Raw genomic sequence first — 19,750 nt, forward strand, 5'->3', positions numbered from 1 at the left:
GGCAATGCCGCCGCCGGAACCTGTCAGGCTGTCCGCCCCTTCAGACCACGATCAGACCGCGATGCCGCCGAACTCCTGCATCACCTTGTCGTGCAGCCGGCGCATGCCGCGCAGCCAGCGGTCATAGTCCTGGCCCTTGCGCCGATAGTACTCAAGCACTTCGGGATGCGGCAAGATCAGGAAGCGCTCGTCGGCCACGCCCTCCAGCGTCACCGCGGCGACATGCTCGGCGGTGACCGAGCCTTCCTGCAGGAAGCCCTTGCGCTCGCCGTTCTCGCCGAACAGCATATTGGTCTGCACGCCCTGCGGGCAGATGCAGCTGACCTTGATACCGCGCTCGCCGTAGGTGATCGACAGCCACTCGGCAAAGCCGATCGCGGCGTGCTTGGTCACCGCGTAAGGCGCCGAGCCGATCTGCGACAGCAGGCCCGCCGCCGACACCGTGTTGACGAAGTAGCCGTCGCCGCGCTCCAGCATCTGCGGCAGCACCGCCTTTGCCGCATGGATGTGCGCCATCACGTTGATTTCCCAGATGCGCTGCCAGTCGCCGGCGCTGGCTTCCAGGCCCTTGCGCAGGATGATGCCGGCGTTGGAACAGAAGATGTCGACCTGGCCGAAGCGCTGCGTGGCCATGTCGGCCAGCCCCTGCACCGCGGCCGCGTCGGCCACGTCGACCGGCTGGGCAAACACCTGGCAAGCGGGCGCGGCGGCCTGGACCTCGGCCGCCACCGTGGCGGCGCCGGCTGCGTTCAGGTCAGCCACGGCCACGCCGCGCGCGCCGGCCTGCGCAAAGGCCAGTGCCAGCGCACGGCCGATGCCGGTGGCCGCGCCGGTCACGACGACGGTCTTGTTGCGTACTTCCATGGGTGGTCTCCTCGTTGAATTCGAATGCCGGCGTCTGCCGCCGGCCGCATCAGGCCCGCTTCATCGCGCCGGGCTCGGGCCCCGGTTCCGGCTGCTCGGAGGCAAAGCGCGCGGTCGCGCGCGCGCCGCCAGGCTGCCACAGCCGCGCCTGCAGGGTCTGCGCCAGCTCGCGCACGCGCGGGCCCAGGTTGGCTTCCAGGATTTCCGGCGACAGCCGCGCCGCGGCGCCGCCGATATTCAGCGCCAGCACCTCGCTGCTGCCCGCCAGCCGCAGCGGCGCGGCGGCGCCGCTGACGGTGCGGTCCCATTCCGCGTGCGCCACGCAGAAGCCGCGCCGCGCATGGTCGCGCAGCGCGCGCTCCACGCCCACGCGTACCGCCGGCCAGCGCGCGCCGTAGTGCCGGGCCAGCTCGGCCAGCGCGGCCTCGCGGTGATCCGCATCGAGACCCGCCAGCCACGCCCGCCCGATCGCCGACGTAGCCATCGGCAGCCGCGCGCCCGGCGCCAGCCGGATCACCAGCGCGCCGCGCGGCTGGCAGCTTTCCAGGTAGACCATGGCATGGCGGTCCGGCATTGCCAGCGCCACCGTGCAATCCGTCGCGAACGCCAGCGACTGCATCAGCGGCTGCGCGATCTCGCGGATGCCGGCGCCCGCGACATAGCGATGCCCCAGCACCATCGCGCCCTGCCCCAGCCGGTATTTCTCGGTCGCTTCGATATAGGTCAGGTAGCCCAGCGTCGCCAGCGTATAGGTCAGCCGCGACACCGTCGGCCGCGGAATGCCCGTGCGCCGCGACAGCTCGGCGTTGCCCAGGTAATCGTCCTGCGGCCCGAATGCGCGCAGCAGCTCCATGCCGCGCGCCAGCGCCGTGACGAAATTGCGGTCATCGGCACAGCCATTGCCCGCCGGCGCGTCGGCCGGCACCAGGATGTGCGCGGCATCGGGCGGCGGCGTGGGAATGGTGGTGGTGCGTTTCATGGGCGGCGCTTGGGGCGGGCCCATTAGATTGCAGCAAAGGCAGCGGCCGCAGGGGCGCTATGTAGGGAAAGCATGTGGCCTAGAAACGGTGTTCATGGACCCATCCGACCGCCCGGTGCGGGCGCCGGTTACATCGCTCGCGCCAGTTATCCGCGTCGTGCAGAGCGTCTTTTAACCGAACTGGCGCCGCCCGGTCCTGCAGTCAGGGGTGGCGCGGCTTTACTCGCGGTCTCGCTCGCCTGTTGCTTGACGCCAGAGATGATCAGTTCCAGCCCCGTACTGAAGCGTGCGTCGAAATCGGTAGAAAAGATGGCCTCCCGAGCAGCCAAATTCCTCGGATAGCTGCGCTTCGCCAGCTCCTCGAAGGCAGACTTGCGTGAAGCGACATCGAACTCGCTGTGAGGTCCGAGTGCCTGTTCTTCCATCACAAAACCCAGGATGTAGTAGAGCACGCTGAAGGAATACGTCGAAGCACGGGACACATCGACGCCGGCCAGCGCGAATGCTTCCAGCATCGACTCGTTAATGCGCAGCACGTTGTCCGACACGACATAAGTCCCCGCAAAGACACGGGCGCCATCACGGTGCTTCAGTAACGCCTGCCGCAGCGCCGCGGCAATTTGCCTGAGTCGGCTGTCCCACTGCTGATCCGGGCCGTGGGGCAGCACAACATCCATCACGAGCGCGTCCGCAATAGCATCAATCAGTGCTTGTTTCCCGCTGAAATGCCAATAGAGCGAAGGGGCCTGTATGTCGAGGGCCAACGCCAGCTTGCGCAGCGTCAATCCCTCGAGACCCTCCTGATCCAAAAGGTCTAGCGCAGCCTGAATGACCTGATCACGTCGAATTTTCGGGGCTTTCATTCACATCCGTGTTTGCAATCTAACAGCGTTAGTGTACCATCGACCACGATTACCTAACATCGTTAGATTTCACGCCCGGCCGAGCCACGCCCCACGGACGAGCGTCCGCTGAGCGAGAAATAGCAGGAAAACCAAGGAGGCAAGAGATGAAACATGAAGACCGGAAGCGCTTCACGGACGATCAGGTCAAACGGCTGGCCGGCGGCCTTCGACTCGGCGCCTGGACGGACGAGGAGAAGATCACGCTTGCATGTCGCATGCTGGCGCTCGAAGGGCACTCGCGCACACTTGCGGGGCAAATTACGGTAAGAAGCGCCAAGGGCACGTTCCTGACAACGCCACTGGCGGTGGGTTTCGACGAGATCGACACCGACCAGATCATTCGCATCGACGAATCGATCAACGTGATCGAAGGCAGGGGCGCTGCCAATCCAGCGATTCGGTTTCACCTCTGGATATACCGCGAGCGTCCGGACGTCAATTGCATCATCCATACACACCCGCCCTACGTATCGGCCCTGTCCATGACCGGGACGCGCTTGCGCGTTGCCCACATGGATGCAACGCCGTTTGCCGATGACTGCGGCTTTCTCGCTGAATGGCCCGGACTGCCGATCGCCGACAGCGAAGGCAAGATCATTGCCACGGCGCTCGGCAAAAACCGAAGCGTGCTGCTTGCCCATCACGGTTTTCTCTGCGCCACCGGCTCCATAGAGGAGTCGGCCTATCTGTCGATGCTGATCGAGAACGCGGCACAGCTACAACTGATGGCTGAGTCGACCGGTTCGATTACTGAACTCGACCCTGACCTTGCAAGAGAGTCACATGACTTTCTGCTACGCCCGGAAATTGTCCAGGCGAGCTTCGCCATGTTCGCCCGACGGGCACTCCGCGCAATTTTGCCAACGCCATGGGGTAGCCGTACGTCCTGAAGCTCCGCTGAACAACGACTTCCAACCCAAGAACCAATATTTTCGAGAGTTAGAAAAGATGCTTAAGGAATATCAAGTCGTCATTGCCGGTGCTGGTCCGGTAGGGTGCTGGCTGGCGGGAGAATTGCAACTCGCCGGAATTTCGACACTAGTGCTGGAACAAAGCGAATCGATTGATCCTCAGTCGCGGGCTCTGACAGTGCACCCACGCACGATCGAGACCTTCGCATCGCGAGGCGTAGAAAAGGCGTTTCTCGATGAGGGGGTTGCAATCCCCGCCGGACATTTTGGGCTGCTGGACTATCGCCTCAACTTTCGTCCGCTTGAGTCGCCCTATCCCTTTACGCTGGCCATTCTTCAAGCGCGGACGACCGAGTTGTTGCAACAGCGCGCATGCGATCTCGGCGCCGAGATCCGACGCGGGCACAAAGTCCAGTCGTTCACCGAAACCGACTCGACGGTCACCGTCGCAGTGCAGGGTCCGAACGGGCCCTACTCCGTGGACACCGAGTACCTCGTCGGCTGCGATGGCGTGCGCAGCACGGTACGGAACTGCGCCGGGATTCCCTTCCCCGGTACCGATGCCACCGTCTACGGATGGCTGGGTGACGTCATTCTGGACTCCCCACCGGACGACGTTGCCATCAACAAATGGACGTCCGCCGGAGCGATTGCGGTAGTCAAGCTCCCGGGAGAGCGTCATCGGCTGGTCGGAATTTCTCCCGATGACGTCCGGACGGATCGTCCCGGCGCGTTCACGCTCGAGGAACTGCGGGCAAAAACTGTCGCGATCATGGGGACTGACTATGGCATGCACAGTCCTTCGTGGCTGTCGCGTTATAACAATACCGCCCGGCAGGCGCAGGCTTACCGAAAGGGACGCATCCTGCTGGCCGGCGACGCTGCGCACCAGCATATGCCGGCCGGCGGCGTCGGCCTGAACGTCGGCATCCAGGACGCCATGAACCTTGGATGGAAGCTCGCAGCAACGATCAATGGCTGGGCGCCGGCAGGACTGCTCGACAGCTACCACGCCGAACGCCATCCGGTCGGCCAGAACCTGCTTGAGCACACTCAGGCGCAGACGCTCCTGATGAGCGTCTTCACCAATGAGTGCCGGGATCTGCGTTCATTGCTCCAGAAGTTGATCCTGGAGAACCCGGCGCTCGAGATAAGCCTGGTCAAGCGGCTGACTGGTCTGTCGGTTGCCTACCCGTCCGCCGGCCCGGCTCATGCTCTCGTCGGACAGCGTGTTCCCAACCTGATGTTCCAACGTTCAAGCGAGGGCATGTTCCAGAAGCTTCACAACGGGCGCTATGTCATGCTCGATCTGCGAGCCGATACGGCGTTGTCCAGCCCGCTCAGCGGCGATGACCTTGGGCCCCACGCCAGCGCTTGCGTGGACATGCATCTCACTGCGTTGACGCCAGAGGCGCCCGCCCCCTGGGCCGGTCTCACCGCCATGCTGGTGCGTCCTGATGGCTATCTGGCCTGGGCGAGCGAGGACCACGAGACGGCAGCACTAAAAGCCGAGTTAGCCAAGATTGGCAGCGCAACGTTTGCGCCAGTCTCAGCATCGATCACCGCGGAGGTCCGCTGATGAACGCTTACTCGCCACAACAGCTCAAGGCCAACGACGGCTCAACAGCCTTGCCCGACTGCATGCTTATTGGCGGCGTCCTAGTTAAAGGCGCCGCCACCATGGACGTAGTGAATCCGGCCACTGGCATGGTCCTGGGTGTCGCGCCGCGCGCATCGGCCAACCAGGTTGAGGAGGCCATAGCCAGCGCAAAAGCAGCGCTGGAAAAGTGGTCGCGCAGCGATCTGACGCACCGGCGCCTTGTGCTACGGGACATTGCCGACGTCGTCGATGCGAATGCCAGCCAGCTTGCATGCCTGCTCACGCAGGAACAGGGCAAACCCATTGCCGATGCGATGATGGAAGTCCGGGGCACAGCCACGTTCTTTCGGCATGTCGCCGACGCCGAACTGGTGCCGACTTCCCTCGAACACAGTGGGGTCCGCCAGGTCGAACTGCATCGACGTCCGCTGGGTGTAGTCGCGGTGATCGTGCCCTGGAATTTCCCCTTGCTGCTGATGGCCTTCAAGGTTCCTGGGGCGCTGCTGACCGGTAACACTGTCGTGATCAAGCCCGCCGCGACGACCCCGCTGACGACACTGATGTTCGCCGGGCTGGTTGCCTCCATCGTCCCGGCCGGCGTTCTCAATGTGATAACCGACAGCAACGACCTGGGCAGCATTCTGACCTCGCATCCGGATGTCGCGAAGGTGTCGTTTACCGGGTCCACCGCAACCGGGTATTTGGTAATGGCCAATGCGGCGAAAACGCTGAAGCGTGTCACCCTCGAGCTGGGCGGAAACGACCCGGCCATCGTACTTGACGATGCCGTTCCGGCAGACATCGCGCAGGGCATCTTCCGTGCCGCCTTCTTCAATGCAGGTCAGGCGTGCATTGCCATCAAACGTCTGTACATCCACTCATCCATCTACGACGAACTTTGCGCTGAGCTGGTCAGGCTTGCCACGGACGTCACGGTTGGCGATGGATTGGACAGCCGGACGACCATGGGGCCACTCCAGAATCGTGCCCAGTATGAAAAGGTCAAGAGCATCCTGGCGGACGCCGCTACCAAGGGACGGATTTTGACTGGCGGCCCAATCGAGGATAACGAAGGCTACTTCATCCGTCCGACCATTGTCGCTGACATCGAGGAAGGCGCCCGCCTGGTCGACGAGGAGCAGTTTGGCCCGGCGCTTCCGCTAATTCGTTATACCGACCTCGACGACGCCATTCGGCGCGCGAATGCCAGCGAATACGGTCTCGGTGCGTCGGTGTGGTCCTCGGACGTCAGCCGGGCCCGCGATGTGGCGGAACGACTGGTATGCGGCAGCGTCTGGATCAACCAGCATCTTGATCTGGCCCCGCATATTCCTCAGGCGGGCGCAAAGCAGTCCGGGTTCGGCGTCGAACTTGGCGGCGAAGGACTTCTGGAGTTTACCCAGATTCAAGTCGTCAACATCAAGGGCGACAGCGCACCTAGGGAGTTGAGTTGATGGGAAACCGTGTACGCAGGATTAGTCCCCGGGGGCTTCCGCAACTTGACAGCGTGATCTCGCACGCGCTCATCGTGGAGCCGACGGGCTTGGTCTATACCTCCGGCCAGCTTTCATGGGATGAGAGCGGTGCATTGGTTGAAGGAACGATGATCGAGCAGTTGCGCCGGGCCTATGCAAACATAGATCTCTTGCTTCAGGCCGCCGGGTCTTCGCGGGAAAAGATCGTGAACGAGGTGATCTACCTGGTTGACTATTCGCCTGATACCGCCGGGGAACTGGTGGCAGCGCTTGCATCGGAACGGCCGCCAGGATCCGTTCCGCCCACGAGTACCGTCGTCGGAGTCCAGACGCTTTTCGCGCCCGGCTTCCTTGTCGAGGTGCAAGTGGTTGCAACGACCTGACCAGGTCATGCACGCGGGCGTCTCGCGGCGTGCACCGGACAGCGCCAGGCCAGTCTGCCGCAAGACCGCCTGGCGCTATCAGGCAACATCCACCAAAGTGCACATTGCTCGCAGGATTCGCGATTCTCGCCGCGCCGTCTGCCGGCTCAATCCAGCGTGATGGCTTCGCGCTGGATCACGGCCGTCCAGTTGCCCTCCTCCCTTGCCACGCGCTTGGCGAAACTGGTCGGATCGATCATTACGACATCGCCTTGCTGGCCCAGCGCGGTCTTCGCCTTGCTGTCCTCGAGCAGCCCTTGCGCGACCGAATGAAGCTTCTGGACGATCTGCGGCGGCGTGCCGGCCGGCACCAGCATGCCGATCCAGAAAGTCACGTCGAACGGCGAAATGCCCAGCTCCTCCAGCGTTGGCACGTCCGGCAACTGCGCCATGCGCTTCGGTGCGCTGACGGCGAGGGGCTTGAGCTTGCCCGCCTTGATCTGAGGCAGCGCCGTCCACGTGTCGAAGGCCGTATCCAGCTCACCGCTGATCACGGCCAGTTGCGCCTGGGCCGCGGACTTATACGGAATGTGCGTGGTCTTGATCCTGGTCCGGTTGTTCAGCATGGCAAAGCTGAGATGCGCGATATTGCCCGGCCCGGCCGAGCCATAGCTGACCTTGCCGGGATGCTGCGTCGCGTAGCGCACCAGCTCCGGCACCGAACCGACCGCGTTCTTCTGCGACCAGTCAGGATTGGTGACCAGGATGAACGGCGCCTCGAGGACCAGCGTGACCGGCGTGAAGTCCTTCGGCGAATAGGTGCCCTTCTTGTAGATCTGCGGATTGATGGTGATGCTGCTGGAGTTGGTGACCAGCAAGGTATAACCGTCAGGCGCGGCCCTGGCGGCCTCGCCCACGCCGATCAGTCCGTTCGCGCCCGCCTTGTTTTCCACCACCACAGGCTGGCCGAGGGACCTGGTCAGGCGCTCCGAAAGCACCCGGGCCACGGTATCCGTGAATGAGCCCGCCGGAAAGGGAACGATCATCCGGATCGGCTTGCTGGGCCAGCCGTTATTCTGGGCCGCGGCCGGCGCGGCCATGGTCGTGGCCAGGATGCCAAGCGCGGCTGCCGCCATGCTGAGTTTGCCGGCCTTTGCGCCTGCCTGGCAGCGCTGGATCCATGTCGGTTTGTTCATGTCGTCTCCGTATCGTAATAATGGTGTTTCTGAATACTTGCAGGGCTTATGGCATTGGCGTTGCCTGCCTGGGTTTCGCGACGGTGCCGGTGATGCCCTGTTGTGCCAGGCTTGCGATCCGGTCCGCGCTCAGCCCGAGCACGCGGCGCAGCACCGCTTCGGTGTGTTCGCCCAGCGTCGGCGCGACATGGCGGATGGGTACGGGGTCCGGCCCGCTCCTGAACCATGCGGTGCTGGATATGTAGGTGCCGATGTGGGCGCGCTCGACTTCGCGCCAGAACCCGCGCGCGCGCAGGTGCGGGTCCTGCAGCACCTGCGACATGGGCCGAGCCACGCCGGCGGCGATTCCGGCTTGTTGCAGTTGCTGCATTGCCGCTTCGGCGTCGCGGACCACGGACCAGGACTTGATCGCCTGCTCGATCCGGTCCTCCTCGGCGCGCCGTCCCGAGGCGTGCGCCAGGCGGGGGTCGGCCGCAAGGTCCGCCCGGCCGATCGCCCCGCACAGCGCGGGCCAGTCCGCGTCGGTTACCGTCAGCACGATCCACGCATCGTCGCCCGCGCAACGGAAGCATCCATGCGGGGAATGCATCGGATGACGATTTCCCTGCCGCGGCGACACGGCGCCGGAGACGGATTGCTCCAGGATGAACGGTGCGGCCATCGGCAACATCGCCTCCACTTGCGACAGGTTGATGTGCCGCCCCTGCCCGGTCGCTTGCTGGACGAACAGCGCAAGCAGGATCGCCGCGCCGCCGTTCAGGCCGCCGACCGGATCGCCATAGGCGTACGACGTCATGGCGGGCGGACCATCGGGGTGCCCGGTGTAAAGCGGCAGCCCGCTGGCCTGCTCGAGCGTGCCGCCGTACGCACGGGTATTGCTCCACGCGTTGCCGAGCCCGAAAGCCGGCATCGACAGCATCACCAGCCGTTCGTTCCTGGCACGCAGTGCTTCGTAGTCCAGCCCGAGCTTGGGCAGGACCTCGGCGGAATAATTCTCGATGACCGCGTCGGCACCTTCGACCAGCTGCAGCAGCAGCTGCCTGCCTTCGGGACGTGTCAGGTCCAGCGTGATCCCGAGCTTGTTGCGGTTCATCAGGTTGAAGTTCGAGTTCTTCTCGTACAGCCTGTCCCGATAGAACGCTTCGGTGAAATTGGCACCGCGCCACCAGTCGGGATAGCCTGTGCTTTCGACCTTGATGATCTCCGCGCCAAAGTCAGCCAGCGTGCGCGCCGCCAGCGGCCCCGCCCAGCCCATGGTCAGGTCGACGACACGAATGCCCTGCAGCGGCAAGCGCTCGCCGGCCGTGCGCTTCAACGTCTGGCGCGGGCGATAGTCCAGTCCCGCGGTGCGGTAGTGCAAGTCATGCGCACCCTTTGCCGGCGCATTGCCACCGGGCAGCGGGCCTGCCGCATCGAGGCGCAGCGGTACCACCGGGCCCTCGAACGAAGCGCCGCCGACGCCGACCGGCACGAAGGCGCCGCGCTGCCGGTGCACTGCCTGGCCAAGCAGGGTCTCCATGGTCGGCACGATCACGGCCGGATGCTTCTTGTCGCCCAGAATCTCGAACCACTGTCGGGCCGTGCGCGTCAGGAACGCGGGCATTAGCAGCGCGTCGATCTCGTCCGCGCGTTCCATCCGCTCCGGTCCGCTTGCATAGCGTGGATCGTCGCCCAGATCCGGACGGCCGATGGCCGCGCACAGGCCCTTCCATTGCGGCAGGGTATGCGTAAAGATGCCGATCCACCCTTCGGCAGTCTGGTAGATCCCCGCCGGATGCGTGCCACAGAACCGGTTGACGCCGAGGCGCTGCAGCGGATGGCGCTGGTCCTGCACCATGCCCGCTTCCATCTCGACCACGCCGAAGATCGCTTCGTGAGCGCTCAGCACATAGCGGCGGCTGCCCTGCCCGCTTCCGATCAGCGCCGAGACAGCAGCCGAGAATGCGCTCAGCCCGACCACGATCGCCGATTGCACGTCGTGCGGCATGTGCGGTGGTCCGTCCGCCGGGCCGCTGCCGTGTACAGCGCCGGCAAGCGCGCGGCATACGGCTTCGGCGCCGGCGTAACGGCTGTACGGCCCGCTCTCGCCGAACCAGGTGAGCGCCACCTCGATCGGCTCGTGCGGTGGCGTTGCGTCGGCCGCCTGCTGCCAGACCGGCGTGCCGAGAATGCCCGGGCCTGCAGCCAGCGCACGGGCGTCCAGCACCACGTCGCACGTCAGCGCCAGCTGCGCCAGCCAGGCGCCATCCTCTACGTTCCGGTCGTCGGCGGTAACGCTGCGCTTGTTGGTGTTCAGCCACGCAAACAGCGCGCTTTCCGGCTCGGCGGCGCCCGCTGCGCTGACCAGCGGCGGCATCCGGCGCCATGCGTCGCCCGCCGGGCTCTCCACCTTGATGACTTCGGCGCCGAAGTCGGAGAACAGCTTGCCCGCGTACGCCAGCGCGGGGCCGCTGCCGACCTCGAGCACGCGCAAGCCGCCCAGCGCCAGCTGCGCCGGGTCAAACCCATGCTTGATCATGGCAACCTCCTGGCTCTGTGTAGGGATTGGTCAGGCACGGCGCTTACCACGCATCGATGAATCCGCGGCGCTCCCTGCGGCCGCGCAAGTCCGCCGAAGCGATGCCCTGTGCGATCCACTTCCGTGTCTGCGCGGGATCGATCACCGCATCGATCTCGACGGCGGCCGCGGTGTTGATCGCGTGGCCGCGCTCGTAGGACTGGGCGACCAGCCTGTCGAACAGCGCCTTGCGCTCGGGGCCATCCGGCACGGCCTCGAGCTCTTTCTTGAAGCCCAGCCGGACCGCGCCCTCGAGACCCATCGGCCCGAACTCCCCGGTCGGCCACGACACGGTGAAGCTTGCCGAGCGGAAGCCACCGCCCGCCATGGCCATCGCGCCAAGACCATAGCCCTTGCGCAGCGTCACGGCCAGCAACGCAACCCGCAGCTTGGCCGCCGTCAGGAACATGCGCGACACGTGCCGCACCTGCGCCCGGGCCTCGCATTCCGGCCCCACCATGAACCCGGGGGTGTCGATCAGCGAGATGATCGGCAGACCGTGCGCATCGCACAGCTGCATGAAGCGCGACGCCTTGTCCGCGGCGTCCGCATCGATGGCGCCGCCAAGGTGATAGGGGTTGTTGGCCATGATGCCGACGGGCTGGCCTTCCACGCGCGCCAGTGCGGTGTGGATACCCGCGCCGAAGCCGCTGCGCAGCATCAGCACGCTGCCGACGTCGGCGATGCCCTCGATGGCCTTGCGGGTGTCGTACACGCGCAGCCGGTTCTCGGGCACGACGTGGCGCAGCGCCAGCGCTTCCGGTGCGCTCCAGTGCGCCACGCGCCCCTGGAACATCGACAGGTAGTGCTTCGCCGCCTGCACGGCCTCGGCCTCGTTGTCGACCAGGATATCGACCACGCCGTTGGCAACCTGCACCGAGGCGGGACCGACTTCCTCCGGGCGGAAAACGCCGAGCCCGCCGCCCTCGATCATGGCCGGTCCCGCCATGCCGATATTGGCCGACTTGTCGGCAATGATGACGTCGCAGCAGCCGACGAAGGCCGCATTGCCGGCGAAGCAGCGCCCCGAGACAATGCCCACCACCGGCACATTGCCGCTCAGCTCGGCAAAGGCGGCGAACGACGGCTGGTACAGCCCGGATACCGAAGGGAAATCCACGTCCCCGGGACGGCCGCCACCGCCTTCACCAAACAGCACCAGGGGCAGCTCGTCGCGCAGCGCCACCTCGACGATGCGGTCGGTCTTGATGTGGTTGCGTTTGCCCTGCGTGCCGGCCATCACCGTGGCGTCGTAGGCCATCACCGCGCTGCGTGCCCGCTCCTTGCCGACCAGTTCGCCGTTGATATGGCCGATGCCGGTGATCAGGCCATCCGCCGGCGTGTTCTCGATCAGATCCTGCTGTGTGCGGCGCGACGACTGCGCGGCGAGCGCCAGCGCGCCGTACTCGACGAAGCTATCCGGATCGCACAGGTCGGCGACGTTCTCGCGCGCGGTGCGCTGGCCGCGCGAGCGGCGCCTGGCGACGGCATCGGGACGCGCGGCGTCGTCCAGGTAGGCATGCCGGTCCAGCACGCGCTGCAGGTCGGTGCGGATCGCATCGGGATCGGCCTGGTGCGCGGCGGCCACGGCGATGCCCTCGGCCTCGAGCTGCTCCAGCACGATCAGCACCTGGTTTTCGGACGCCAGCGCGCCCGGCTCCAGCCGCAGGTCGACCACGCGCCCGCCGCATTCGGCGACGATGGCGTGCTCCATCTTCATGGCGTCGAGCACCGCGACGGTCTGGCCGGGCTTGACGATTTCGTCCAGCGCGACGCCGATCTCCACCACCCTGCCCGTCAGCGGCGCACGGATCGCCACCAGGCCGTCGCCGATTTCCTCTTCCGGATCGGCGTGGCGCGGCGCGAGCGCCTGCGATGGACGGGCCGCGCCGCCCAGCAAGGCTTCGTGCGCTTGGCCGGCCTGCGCAATCGCTTCCGCCGCCGCGGCCAGCTCCGGCACGATCGCCTCGAAGTGCCGGGTGTGGACGTCCTGCGCGAGGAAATCTTCGCGCTGCACCAGCGCACGCAGCAGGTTGAGGTTGGTCGGCACACCGGCGATGCGGAACTCCGCCAGGCTGCGCTGCAGGCGCCGCACCGCCGCGTCAAACTTCGGCGCGGCGCTGCTTACGATCAGCTTGGCCAGCAGGGTGTCGAAATGGGGCGACGGTTCATAGCCGGTGTAGCCATGCGAATCGACGCGGACGTCGGGACCCGAAGGCGGATCGAAGCGCTCCAGGCGGCCGTGCGCGGGACGCGCCAGGCCCTGAGCATCGGTCATCTCGGCGTTGATGCGCACCTGGATGGCATAGCCCCTCGCTTGCGGCGGCGCAGCGGGATCCAGGCCGAGATCGGAGAGCGTCTGTCCCGCGGCGATGCCGATCTGCAGCGCGACCAGGTCGACGCCGGTGACCTGCTCGGTGATGGTGTGCTCGACCTGCAGGCGCGGGTTGGCTTCGATAAAGACAAAGTCCTTCTGCTCGCCCGATTCGGTTTCCTCGACCAGGAACTCGAAGGTGCCCAGGCTCTGGTAGTTGACGCGGCGCGCCAGCCTGAGCGCCGCCTTGATGATCTGCTCGCGCAGCTGCGGCTTCAGCACCGGGCTGGGGGCGATCTCCACCAGCTTCTGGAAGCGGCGCTGCAGCGTGCAGTCGCGTTCGCCCAGGGCAATCACCTGCGCGCCGTCGCCGGCGATCTGCACTTCGATATGGCGCGCGCGCGCAACCAGCCGCTCGGCGTAGACGGCATCGATGCCAAACGCCGAGCCCGCCTCGGAACGGCAGCGCGCATAGGCTTCGGCGAGGTCTTCGCGCCGGCGGACCACGCGCATGCCACGGCCGCCGCCGCCGCCGACCGCCTTGATCACCACGCCCGCGCCGCCTTGCTGGTCGAAGAAGCTGGCGATTTCCTCCAGCGACGCCGCGCCGCGCGTTGCCGGCATGACGCGCACGTCGCAGTCGGCCGCCAGTTCAAGCGCTCGCCCCTTGTCGCCGAACAGCGCGAGCTGCTCGACGGTGGGGCCGATGAAGCGGATGCCGGCGTCGTGGCAGGCCTGGGCAAAGTCGGCCCGTTCGCTGAGGAAGCCATAGCCCGGATGGATCGCATCGCAACCGGATGCCTGCGCCGCGGCGATGATGCCCGCCATGTCGAGGTACGCAGCCGGCCCGGCGCCGTCGAGGGCAACCGCCTCGTCGGCCAGGATCCGGTGCAGCGCGCCCTGGTCGTCCTGCGAATAGACCGAGACGGTCCCGATCTCGAGATCGCGTGCGGCGCGCAGCACGCGCAGTGCGATCTCTCCTCGATTGGCGATCAACAGCTTCTTCAATGCAGTCTCCTTGTTTGTCTTTCGATGTCTGTGCTGCGGGTGCCTGGCCGTTCAGGGCCGGATGCCAAAGCGGCTGATGCCGGCCTCGCGCAGCGGCGCCGCCAGGTTGGCGAATTCGCACAGCAGCGTGCGGGTGTCGCGCGGGTCGATGATGTCCTCGATGACGAAGGCTTCCGCGCTGCGGAACGGCGACGTCAGGCTGCGCACGCGCAGTTCGATCTCGGCGCGCTTCTGCACCGGATCGTCGGCGCCTTCGATCTCCGCCTTGTAGGCGACGTCGAGGCCGCCTTCGAGCGGCAATGCGCCCCAGTTGGCGGATGGCCAGGCATAGCGGAAATTGAAGCGCCCCATGTGCTGGTGGCCGGCCGCCGACACGCCATAGGCGCGGCGCAGGATCACCGAGCACCACGGCACCGTGGCCTGGTAGAGCGCCGACAGCGCGCGCACGCCGTAGCGCATGATCCCGGCCTTCTCGGCGTCCAGGCCGACCTGGAACCCGGCGGTATCGACCAGGTTGACCACCGGCAGGTGGAAGACCTGGGCCATGTCGACGAAGCGCGTGAATTTCTCGGCGCTGTCGCTGTCCCAGCTGCCGCCATGGAAGGACGGGTCGCTGGCGATCACCGCCACCGGCCAGCCATCCAGGCGGGCCAGCGCAGTGATGACGGCGCAGCCCCAGTGCCTGCCGATCTCGAAGCAGGAGCCGGCATCCACCAGCGCCTGCAGGATCGGCCGGATCTTGTAGTCCGCGCGGCTGTCCCGCGGAATCGCCGACAACAGCCATTCATCGCGGCGCGCGGGGTCGTCCACGGGTTCGCAGCGCGGCGGCAGCTCAAAGACGGAAGGCGGCAGATAGGACAGGAACTGGCGCGCGCGCGCGAAGGCCTCCGGTTCGGTGCCGACCTCATCGTCGACCACGCCGTTGCGGGTGTGGATCTGGCTGCCGCCCAGCTCGTTCTTGCTCAGCGCCTCGCCCACGCGGGCCACGACCGAGGGCGGGCCCTCGCTGAACAGTTGCGAGGTTTCCCTGACCATCACCGAATAGTGGCTCGCGGCCACGCGCGCCGCGCCCATGCCCGCCACCGAGCCCAATGCCAGCGACACCACCGGCACCACCGACATGTTCTCCACCACGTGTTGCCAGACCTTCATGGTGGGAATCAGGGTATGGCCCTTGATCTCGATATTGCGCACCGACCCGCCGCCGCCGGTGCCGTCGACCAGCCGGATCATCGGCAGCCGCAGGTCGTGCGCCATCTTCTCGGCGTGGATCAGCTTGTCGCCCACTGCGCCCTCGTTGGCACCGCCGCGCACGGTGAAGTCGTCCCCCACCAGCACCGCCGGGCGGCCGCCGACCTGCGCACGGCCCATCACCATGTTCGACGGAACCAGGTCCACCAGCCGCCCGTTGCTGTCGTAGCGGCCGCTGCCGGTCAGGCCGCCGACCTCGCGAAACGAGCCGGGGTCCGCCAGGGCGTCGATGCGCTCGCGCACCGTCAGCTTGCCGGCGGCCTTGTGGCGCTCGACCTTGCCTTCGCCGCCCATCCGGGCTGCGAGCCGTCGACGGTGGGCCAGTTCATCGATTTCGGGCTGCCAGCTCACTGTGCTCTCCTGTGTCTTCGCGCGATACATGTGTCGCCAGCATCTCGCAGGAGCCGTGCCAGCCCTTTAGGCCTCACTTATGCATTGATTTCATTGAATAATTTTTCTGACACCATTACGATGCCTCCAATGACTACACAGCGTGTCCACACTGAAGGCACGCGCGGAGACGCAGTTGTCCTCAATGACGACACAAGATGGAGACAGGTTCGCGCTCGGCGTGCTCGTCTGTTCCCGCGACGGGACGCTCGAGGCAGCGCTCGGTGCCTGTACCGACGCCGCCATCGCCGGCGCGGCGCTCGCGGCATGCGCCCGCGCAGCCACGCCGGATTCCGGACGAAGGCTCTTTCCCGTTGACGCAGCCAACCAGCGCTTCATCGGACTGTGCCTGGAAGACAGCGACCGTCAGCTGATCGTCTTACATCACGCTGACACGCAGGCCGTGCTGCTCGACTTCCTGGCCACGGTGCCCTTCGCCGGCGCGATCCTGGATTACTTCCTGAACGACCCGTACCAGGCCATCACCGTGGTCGACAAGGCGGGACGGGTGCGCTTCATCAGTCCCGTCCACGAGAAATTCCTGGGCCTCGACACCGGCGGCGGTATCGGCCGTCCGGCGGCCGAGGTCATCCCCAATTCGCGGCTGCCGCAGGTGGTGGCTAGCGGCAAGGCAGAGATCGGGCAGTTGCAGCAGCTTGACGGCGCCACCCGCGTGGTCAACCGCATGCCGATCCGCCAGGACGGCGAGGTGGTGGGCGCCATCGGCCAGGTCATGTTCAAGGGGCCGGAAGCCCTTGTCCGCATGCACAAGGAGCTGGTTGAACTACGCTCCGAGGTAGCGCGCTACCAGCGCGAGGTCGATGGCCTTCGCCACGGCCTGCACGAACGGCAATCAAACTTCGGCCTGATCGGCGAAAGCGCACCGATGCAACGCCTGCGCCGCGAAATCCAGACCGTGGCCCGCCTCGACGTGCCGGTGCTGATCCTGGGCGAAAGCGGCACCGGCAAGGAACTGGTGGCCCGCGCCATCCACGGCGCCGGGGCCGAACCGGCCAGCGCGCGGCCACTGGTCAGCCTGAACCTCGCTGCCCTGCCCGCCACGCTGATCGAGTCCGAGCTGTTCGGCCATGCGCCTGGCGCCTTTACCGGCAGCCAGCGCCAGGGACAGGCGGGCAAGCTCGAACTGGCGGCGGGCGGCACGGTCTTTCTCGACGAAGTCGCCGACATCCCGCTGGAAATGCAAGTCAAGCTGTTGCGCGTGCTGGAAGACCACATGGTCGAACGCCTGGGCAGCCGCCGCGCGCAGCGGGTCGACTTCCGGCTGGTCTCGGCCACCAACCGCGACATCCCCGAACTGATCGACGCCGGACGGTTTCGCCTCGACCTGTACTACCGGCTCAGCGGCGTGGTGTTGCGCATCCCCGCGCTGCGCCAGCGGCGCGAGGATATTCCAGCGCTGCTGCAGCATTTCGTCGACGCTTTCTGTACGCGCAACGCGATGCCCGCGCCGGGCATCGACCATGAAGTGGCGCGTTACCTCGCCGGCCAGCCATGGCCAGGGAATGTGCGCCAGCTGCGCCAGCGCATCGAGGAGGCACTGGTCTTCTGCGATGGCCGCACGCTGCGCGTGGCGGATTTCGCACGCGGCGAGTCGGCGCGGGAGCTATCGGGGCTGCAAAACCAGCCCGCTGTGCATGCACCCGAAGATGCGTATCCCTACGAGACTACCGCGGACGACCTGCCATCGCTCTCTCCCGCACATCGCTTACCGGCCGAGCCCGCCGCGGGCATGCGGGAGCTGGCCTACGCCGCAGTGATGGACGCCGTTGCGCGCCATGGCGGCAACAAGAAGCGTGCGGCCGAGCAATTGAAGATTTCCCGTTCGCATCTGTACAAAATCCTGGAGCGCGGGCCGCACGCGTCGCGGTCGAAATAAGCGCGCCGCTTCGCTCAGGGTGCCGGCTACACCGCCCCCCCTTTCTCGACACCCCCAACGGAACATTGCGAATCGTCTCATCGCCCTCCCCCCTCAAAAAAGCAAAACTAAGCGCATCACCGAAACAACGGTGATCGGGCGTCGCAACCCGCTTTTCTCTCTGACGGATGGTCGCTCATGCGACCATCCCAACACGCACGCGCGCGTCGCTTCACCATGGCGGGCCGGGCGGGGCAGCCGATAAGGCTGACCGGTGTTCGTCAGAGAGCCGGTATTGCGACCCCCGCTGTCAGGCCCGCCACCCTCTATCGTTTGCATCAGGCGGGTCTCCCACCTTTCTTCAGGAGAACGCAATGCAAGAGAAACCCCATCCGCAGCACGAAGCCATCTTCATCGGCATTCCGGCGGAAACCCTGGAATCGCTCGACCGCATCCAGGCCGGCCTCGGTAGCATCCTGTCGCTGCTGGAAGTGGAAAGCGAACGGTCCGAGGGATGTCATGGCGTCCATTGCCTGCTGGCGATGATCAAGATGCAGGTGGATCAGATGGCTGAGGCGTTGCAGCCTGAGGCTGAGTCGTTATGACGCACGGTCATGCGGCTCCGCCCCTCTCCCGCACGCGGAAGAGGAGAGAAATCCCGCAGTTTCGCACTGCGCTCCGGCACCTGATGCTTGCCGATTGAGTACTCCCTCTCCCTCTGGGAGAGGGTTGGGGTGAGGGCGGGCGCTACCACGAAGTGAAGGTCCTCGCATTGCCAGCGCCGGCCCTCACCCCCGCCCCTCTCCCGCAGGCGGGAGAGGGGCGCACACAGCCGGGAATCGAGGGGCCATCAGGTCTCTGAACAACTGAGCTTGCACAGATCCCGGTGTTGCCTGACACGCGGGACGGATCAGAGCTCCAGCCCAGGGCCCGCCAGAGCGCGGCCGTATAGCTGGCGAACCGATGCATGCCAAGGGGTAGCAGCACCGGCTGCGCCACCGCCATCACTCCATCTTGAGCCCGACCGCCTTCGTCATGGCCTGGTAGGTCGGCCAGGTGCGGCCGATGAACTGCTGCAGCGCTTCACCGGTCAGCGGCGTGTCCTGACTGCCCAACTGCTCGCGCACATTCCTGACCGCCTCCGATTCGGTGACCGACTGCAAGAACATCCAGGCAATCTACGCCGAGTTGCGCAAGATCACCGCGCAGTACACCACCAGGGAAATGATGGACGTTTGCCGGAAAATGGACATCCCGGTCGCGGAGATGTACTCGATCCACTCCATCCAGAACCATCCCCAGGTGCAAAGCACAGGCTTGTTCCAGACCATGGCGCACCCCACCGAAGACGAAGTGGTGACGACCCGGCCGACAGCGCTTTTCTCGAAAACGCCTGCGTCGATCTATAAGCCCGCGCCTAACCTGGGCGAGGATACCGAGCGTATCCTGAATCCCGCGCCGTGACGCGATCGGGGTATCAGACAACGCTGGCACACAGGGCAGCGCCAACCTGTCATGCAGCGCCTGGCAGCGTTACCCGGCGCTGCCGTCAGCGCTGGACCGCCAGCAAGTCGCCCACGGCGGGCGTGGCCAGCGCCCCCATCACACGCAACGCCGCCACCTCCGCCGGCGACCACACGGACCGATCCGCCAGATAGTTGAAGGTCCCGATCACGCGCGAGTGGCAGCACAGCGGCACATTGACCACCGCCGTGCAGCCGAGCGCGCGGATGAGCTGCACGTCATCGAACACCTCCGCCAGCGCGGCATCGCCCTCGCCGACAAAGACCTCGCCGCGCTCGAGCAAGTGGCGCCGCCATGGACTGTCGCCCTTCTGCTTGCGTCCGCCTATCGGATAAGCGGATGGGTGGGACGACCACAGGCGTTCGATCTGGGCCGGCCCGGCGTGCCAGGCGTTGATGGTCAGCAGACCGGGGCCCAGCGCCTGCAGCGTGGCGGCGCCGATCGCATCGAACGCGGCGCCGGGATCGCGGGCCTGCTGCAGCTGGTCGCACAGCACATTGGCCGCGGCCACCAGCGAGGCGGTGCGCAGCAGGCTCAT

At 66.0% G+C, this 19,750-nt stretch carries 16 protein-coding genes; 7 read left to right on the plus strand and 9 right to left on the minus strand.

The window, feature by feature from the left end; all coding sequences use genetic code 11:
* Nucleotides 1-51: 51 nt before the first annotated feature.
* The 3 genes from A2G96_RS28215 to A2G96_RS28225 form a co-directional block, all read right to left on the minus strand.
* Nucleotides 52-864: an SDR family oxidoreductase gene (locus tag A2G96_RS28215; RefSeq protein ID WP_062803451.1), complete on the minus strand. Its 813-nt coding sequence runs from the start codon at nucleotides 862-864 to the stop codon at nucleotides 52-54.
* A gap of 49 nt (nucleotides 865-913) precedes the next feature.
* Nucleotides 914-1,843 (minus strand): IclR family transcriptional regulator, encoded by a 930-nt coding sequence (locus A2G96_RS28220; RefSeq protein ID WP_062803452.1) that lies wholly within the window; start codon nucleotides 1,841-1,843, stop codon nucleotides 914-916.
* A gap of 146 nt (nucleotides 1,844-1,989) precedes the next feature.
* The gene (locus A2G96_RS28225; RefSeq protein WP_082819127.1) at nucleotides 1,990-2,706 is read right to left on the minus strand and encodes a TetR/AcrR family transcriptional regulator C-terminal domain-containing protein; all 717 of its coding nucleotides are present in this window, start codon (nucleotides 2,704-2,706) and stop codon (nucleotides 1,990-1,992) included.
* Between the two features lie 146 nt (nucleotides 2,707-2,852).
* Between A2G96_RS28225 and A2G96_RS28230 the strand changes: the two genes are divergently transcribed.
* From A2G96_RS28230 to A2G96_RS28245, 4 genes are read left to right on the plus strand one after another with little or no spacing between them, the layout of a single operon-like run.
* Nucleotides 2,853-3,638, plus strand: a complete 786-nt coding sequence (locus A2G96_RS28230; protein ID WP_062803453.1) for an aldolase — start codon at nucleotides 2,853-2,855, stop codon at nucleotides 3,636-3,638.
* A 58-nt stretch (nucleotides 3,639-3,696) separates the two neighbouring features.
* Entirely contained in the window at nucleotides 3,697-5,238 is a 1,542-nt protein-coding gene (locus A2G96_RS28235) for an FAD-dependent monooxygenase (protein ID WP_062803454.1), read from the plus strand.
* A complete protein-coding gene (locus A2G96_RS28240) occupies nucleotides 5,238-6,713 on the plus strand; it encodes an aldehyde dehydrogenase family protein (RefSeq protein WP_231909675.1) in 1,476 nt (491 codons plus the stop codon). The genes A2G96_RS28235 and A2G96_RS28240 overlap by 1 nt, the downstream gene beginning before the upstream one ends.
* Complete coding sequence (locus tag A2G96_RS28245; RefSeq protein WP_062803455.1) at nucleotides 6,713-7,117, plus strand: RidA family protein; 405 nt, start codon at nucleotides 6,713-6,715, stop codon at nucleotides 7,115-7,117. Before A2G96_RS28240 ends, A2G96_RS28245 begins: the two co-directional genes overlap by 1 nt.
* A gap of 146 nt (nucleotides 7,118-7,263) precedes the next feature.
* Here the strand turns inward: A2G96_RS28245 and A2G96_RS28250 are convergent, their stop codons facing one another.
* From A2G96_RS28250 to A2G96_RS28265, 4 genes are read right to left on the minus strand one after another with little or no spacing between them, the layout of a single operon-like run.
* The gene (locus tag A2G96_RS28250; protein ID WP_082819128.1) at nucleotides 7,264-8,292 is read right to left on the minus strand and encodes a tripartite tricarboxylate transporter substrate binding protein; all 1,029 of its coding nucleotides are present in this window, start codon (nucleotides 8,290-8,292) and stop codon (nucleotides 7,264-7,266) included.
* Between the two features lie 46 nt (nucleotides 8,293-8,338).
* Nucleotides 8,339-10,810, minus strand: a complete 2,472-nt coding sequence (locus A2G96_RS28255; protein WP_062803456.1) for a CaiB/BaiF CoA-transferase family protein — start codon at nucleotides 10,808-10,810, stop codon at nucleotides 8,339-8,341.
* Between the two features lie 43 nt (nucleotides 10,811-10,853).
* Complete coding sequence (locus tag A2G96_RS28260) at nucleotides 10,854-14,171, minus strand: acetyl-CoA carboxylase family protein (RefSeq protein WP_062803457.1); 3,318 nt, start codon at nucleotides 14,169-14,171, stop codon at nucleotides 10,854-10,856.
* A 51-nt stretch (nucleotides 14,172-14,222) separates the two neighbouring features.
* Entirely contained in the window at nucleotides 14,223-15,773 is a 1,551-nt protein-coding gene (locus tag A2G96_RS28265) for an acyl-CoA carboxylase subunit beta (protein ID WP_062803458.1), read from the minus strand.
* A gap of 184 nt (nucleotides 15,774-15,957) precedes the next feature.
* Here A2G96_RS28265 and A2G96_RS28270 point away from each other — a divergent pair, with 184 nt between their 5' ends.
* Both A2G96_RS28270 and A2G96_RS28275 read left to right on the plus strand, forming a co-directional pair.
* Nucleotides 15,958-17,709 carry a sigma-54 interaction domain-containing protein gene (locus A2G96_RS28270; RefSeq protein ID WP_082819129.1) on the plus strand — a complete coding sequence of 584 codons (1,752 nt, stop codon included), beginning with the start codon at nucleotides 15,958-15,960 and terminating at the stop codon, nucleotides 17,707-17,709.
* Nucleotides 17,710-18,062: 353 nt separating this feature from the next.
* Nucleotides 18,063-18,293 carry a DUF1484 family protein gene (locus tag A2G96_RS28275; protein ID WP_062803460.1) on the plus strand — a complete coding sequence of 77 codons (231 nt, stop codon included), beginning with the start codon at nucleotides 18,063-18,065 and terminating at the stop codon, nucleotides 18,291-18,293.
* 399 nt (nucleotides 18,294-18,692) lie between these two features.
* On the opposite strand, the gene A2G96_RS33595 is transcribed toward A2G96_RS28275, so the two are convergent.
* The gene (locus tag A2G96_RS33595; protein WP_174549331.1) at nucleotides 18,693-18,857 is read right to left on the minus strand and encodes a hypothetical protein; all 165 of its coding nucleotides are present in this window, start codon (nucleotides 18,855-18,857) and stop codon (nucleotides 18,693-18,695) included.
* On the opposite strand from A2G96_RS33595, the gene A2G96_RS28280 reads away from it, so the two are divergent.
* Nucleotides 18,838-19,152: a CoA transferase gene (locus tag A2G96_RS28280; protein ID WP_231909677.1), complete on the plus strand. Its 315-nt coding sequence runs from the start codon at nucleotides 18,838-18,840 to the stop codon at nucleotides 19,150-19,152. The genes A2G96_RS33595 and A2G96_RS28280 overlap by 20 nt on opposite strands.
* Before the next feature lie 85 nt (nucleotides 19,153-19,237).
* On the opposite strand, the gene A2G96_RS28285 is transcribed toward A2G96_RS28280, so the two are convergent.
* A complete protein-coding gene (locus tag A2G96_RS28285; protein ID WP_062803462.1) occupies nucleotides 19,238-19,750 on the minus strand; it encodes a GAF domain-containing protein in 513 nt (170 codons plus the stop codon).

Source organism: Cupriavidus nantongensis (assembly GCF_001598055.1).
Lineage (GTDB): Bacteria > Pseudomonadota > Gammaproteobacteria > Burkholderiales > Burkholderiaceae > Cupriavidus > Cupriavidus nantongensis.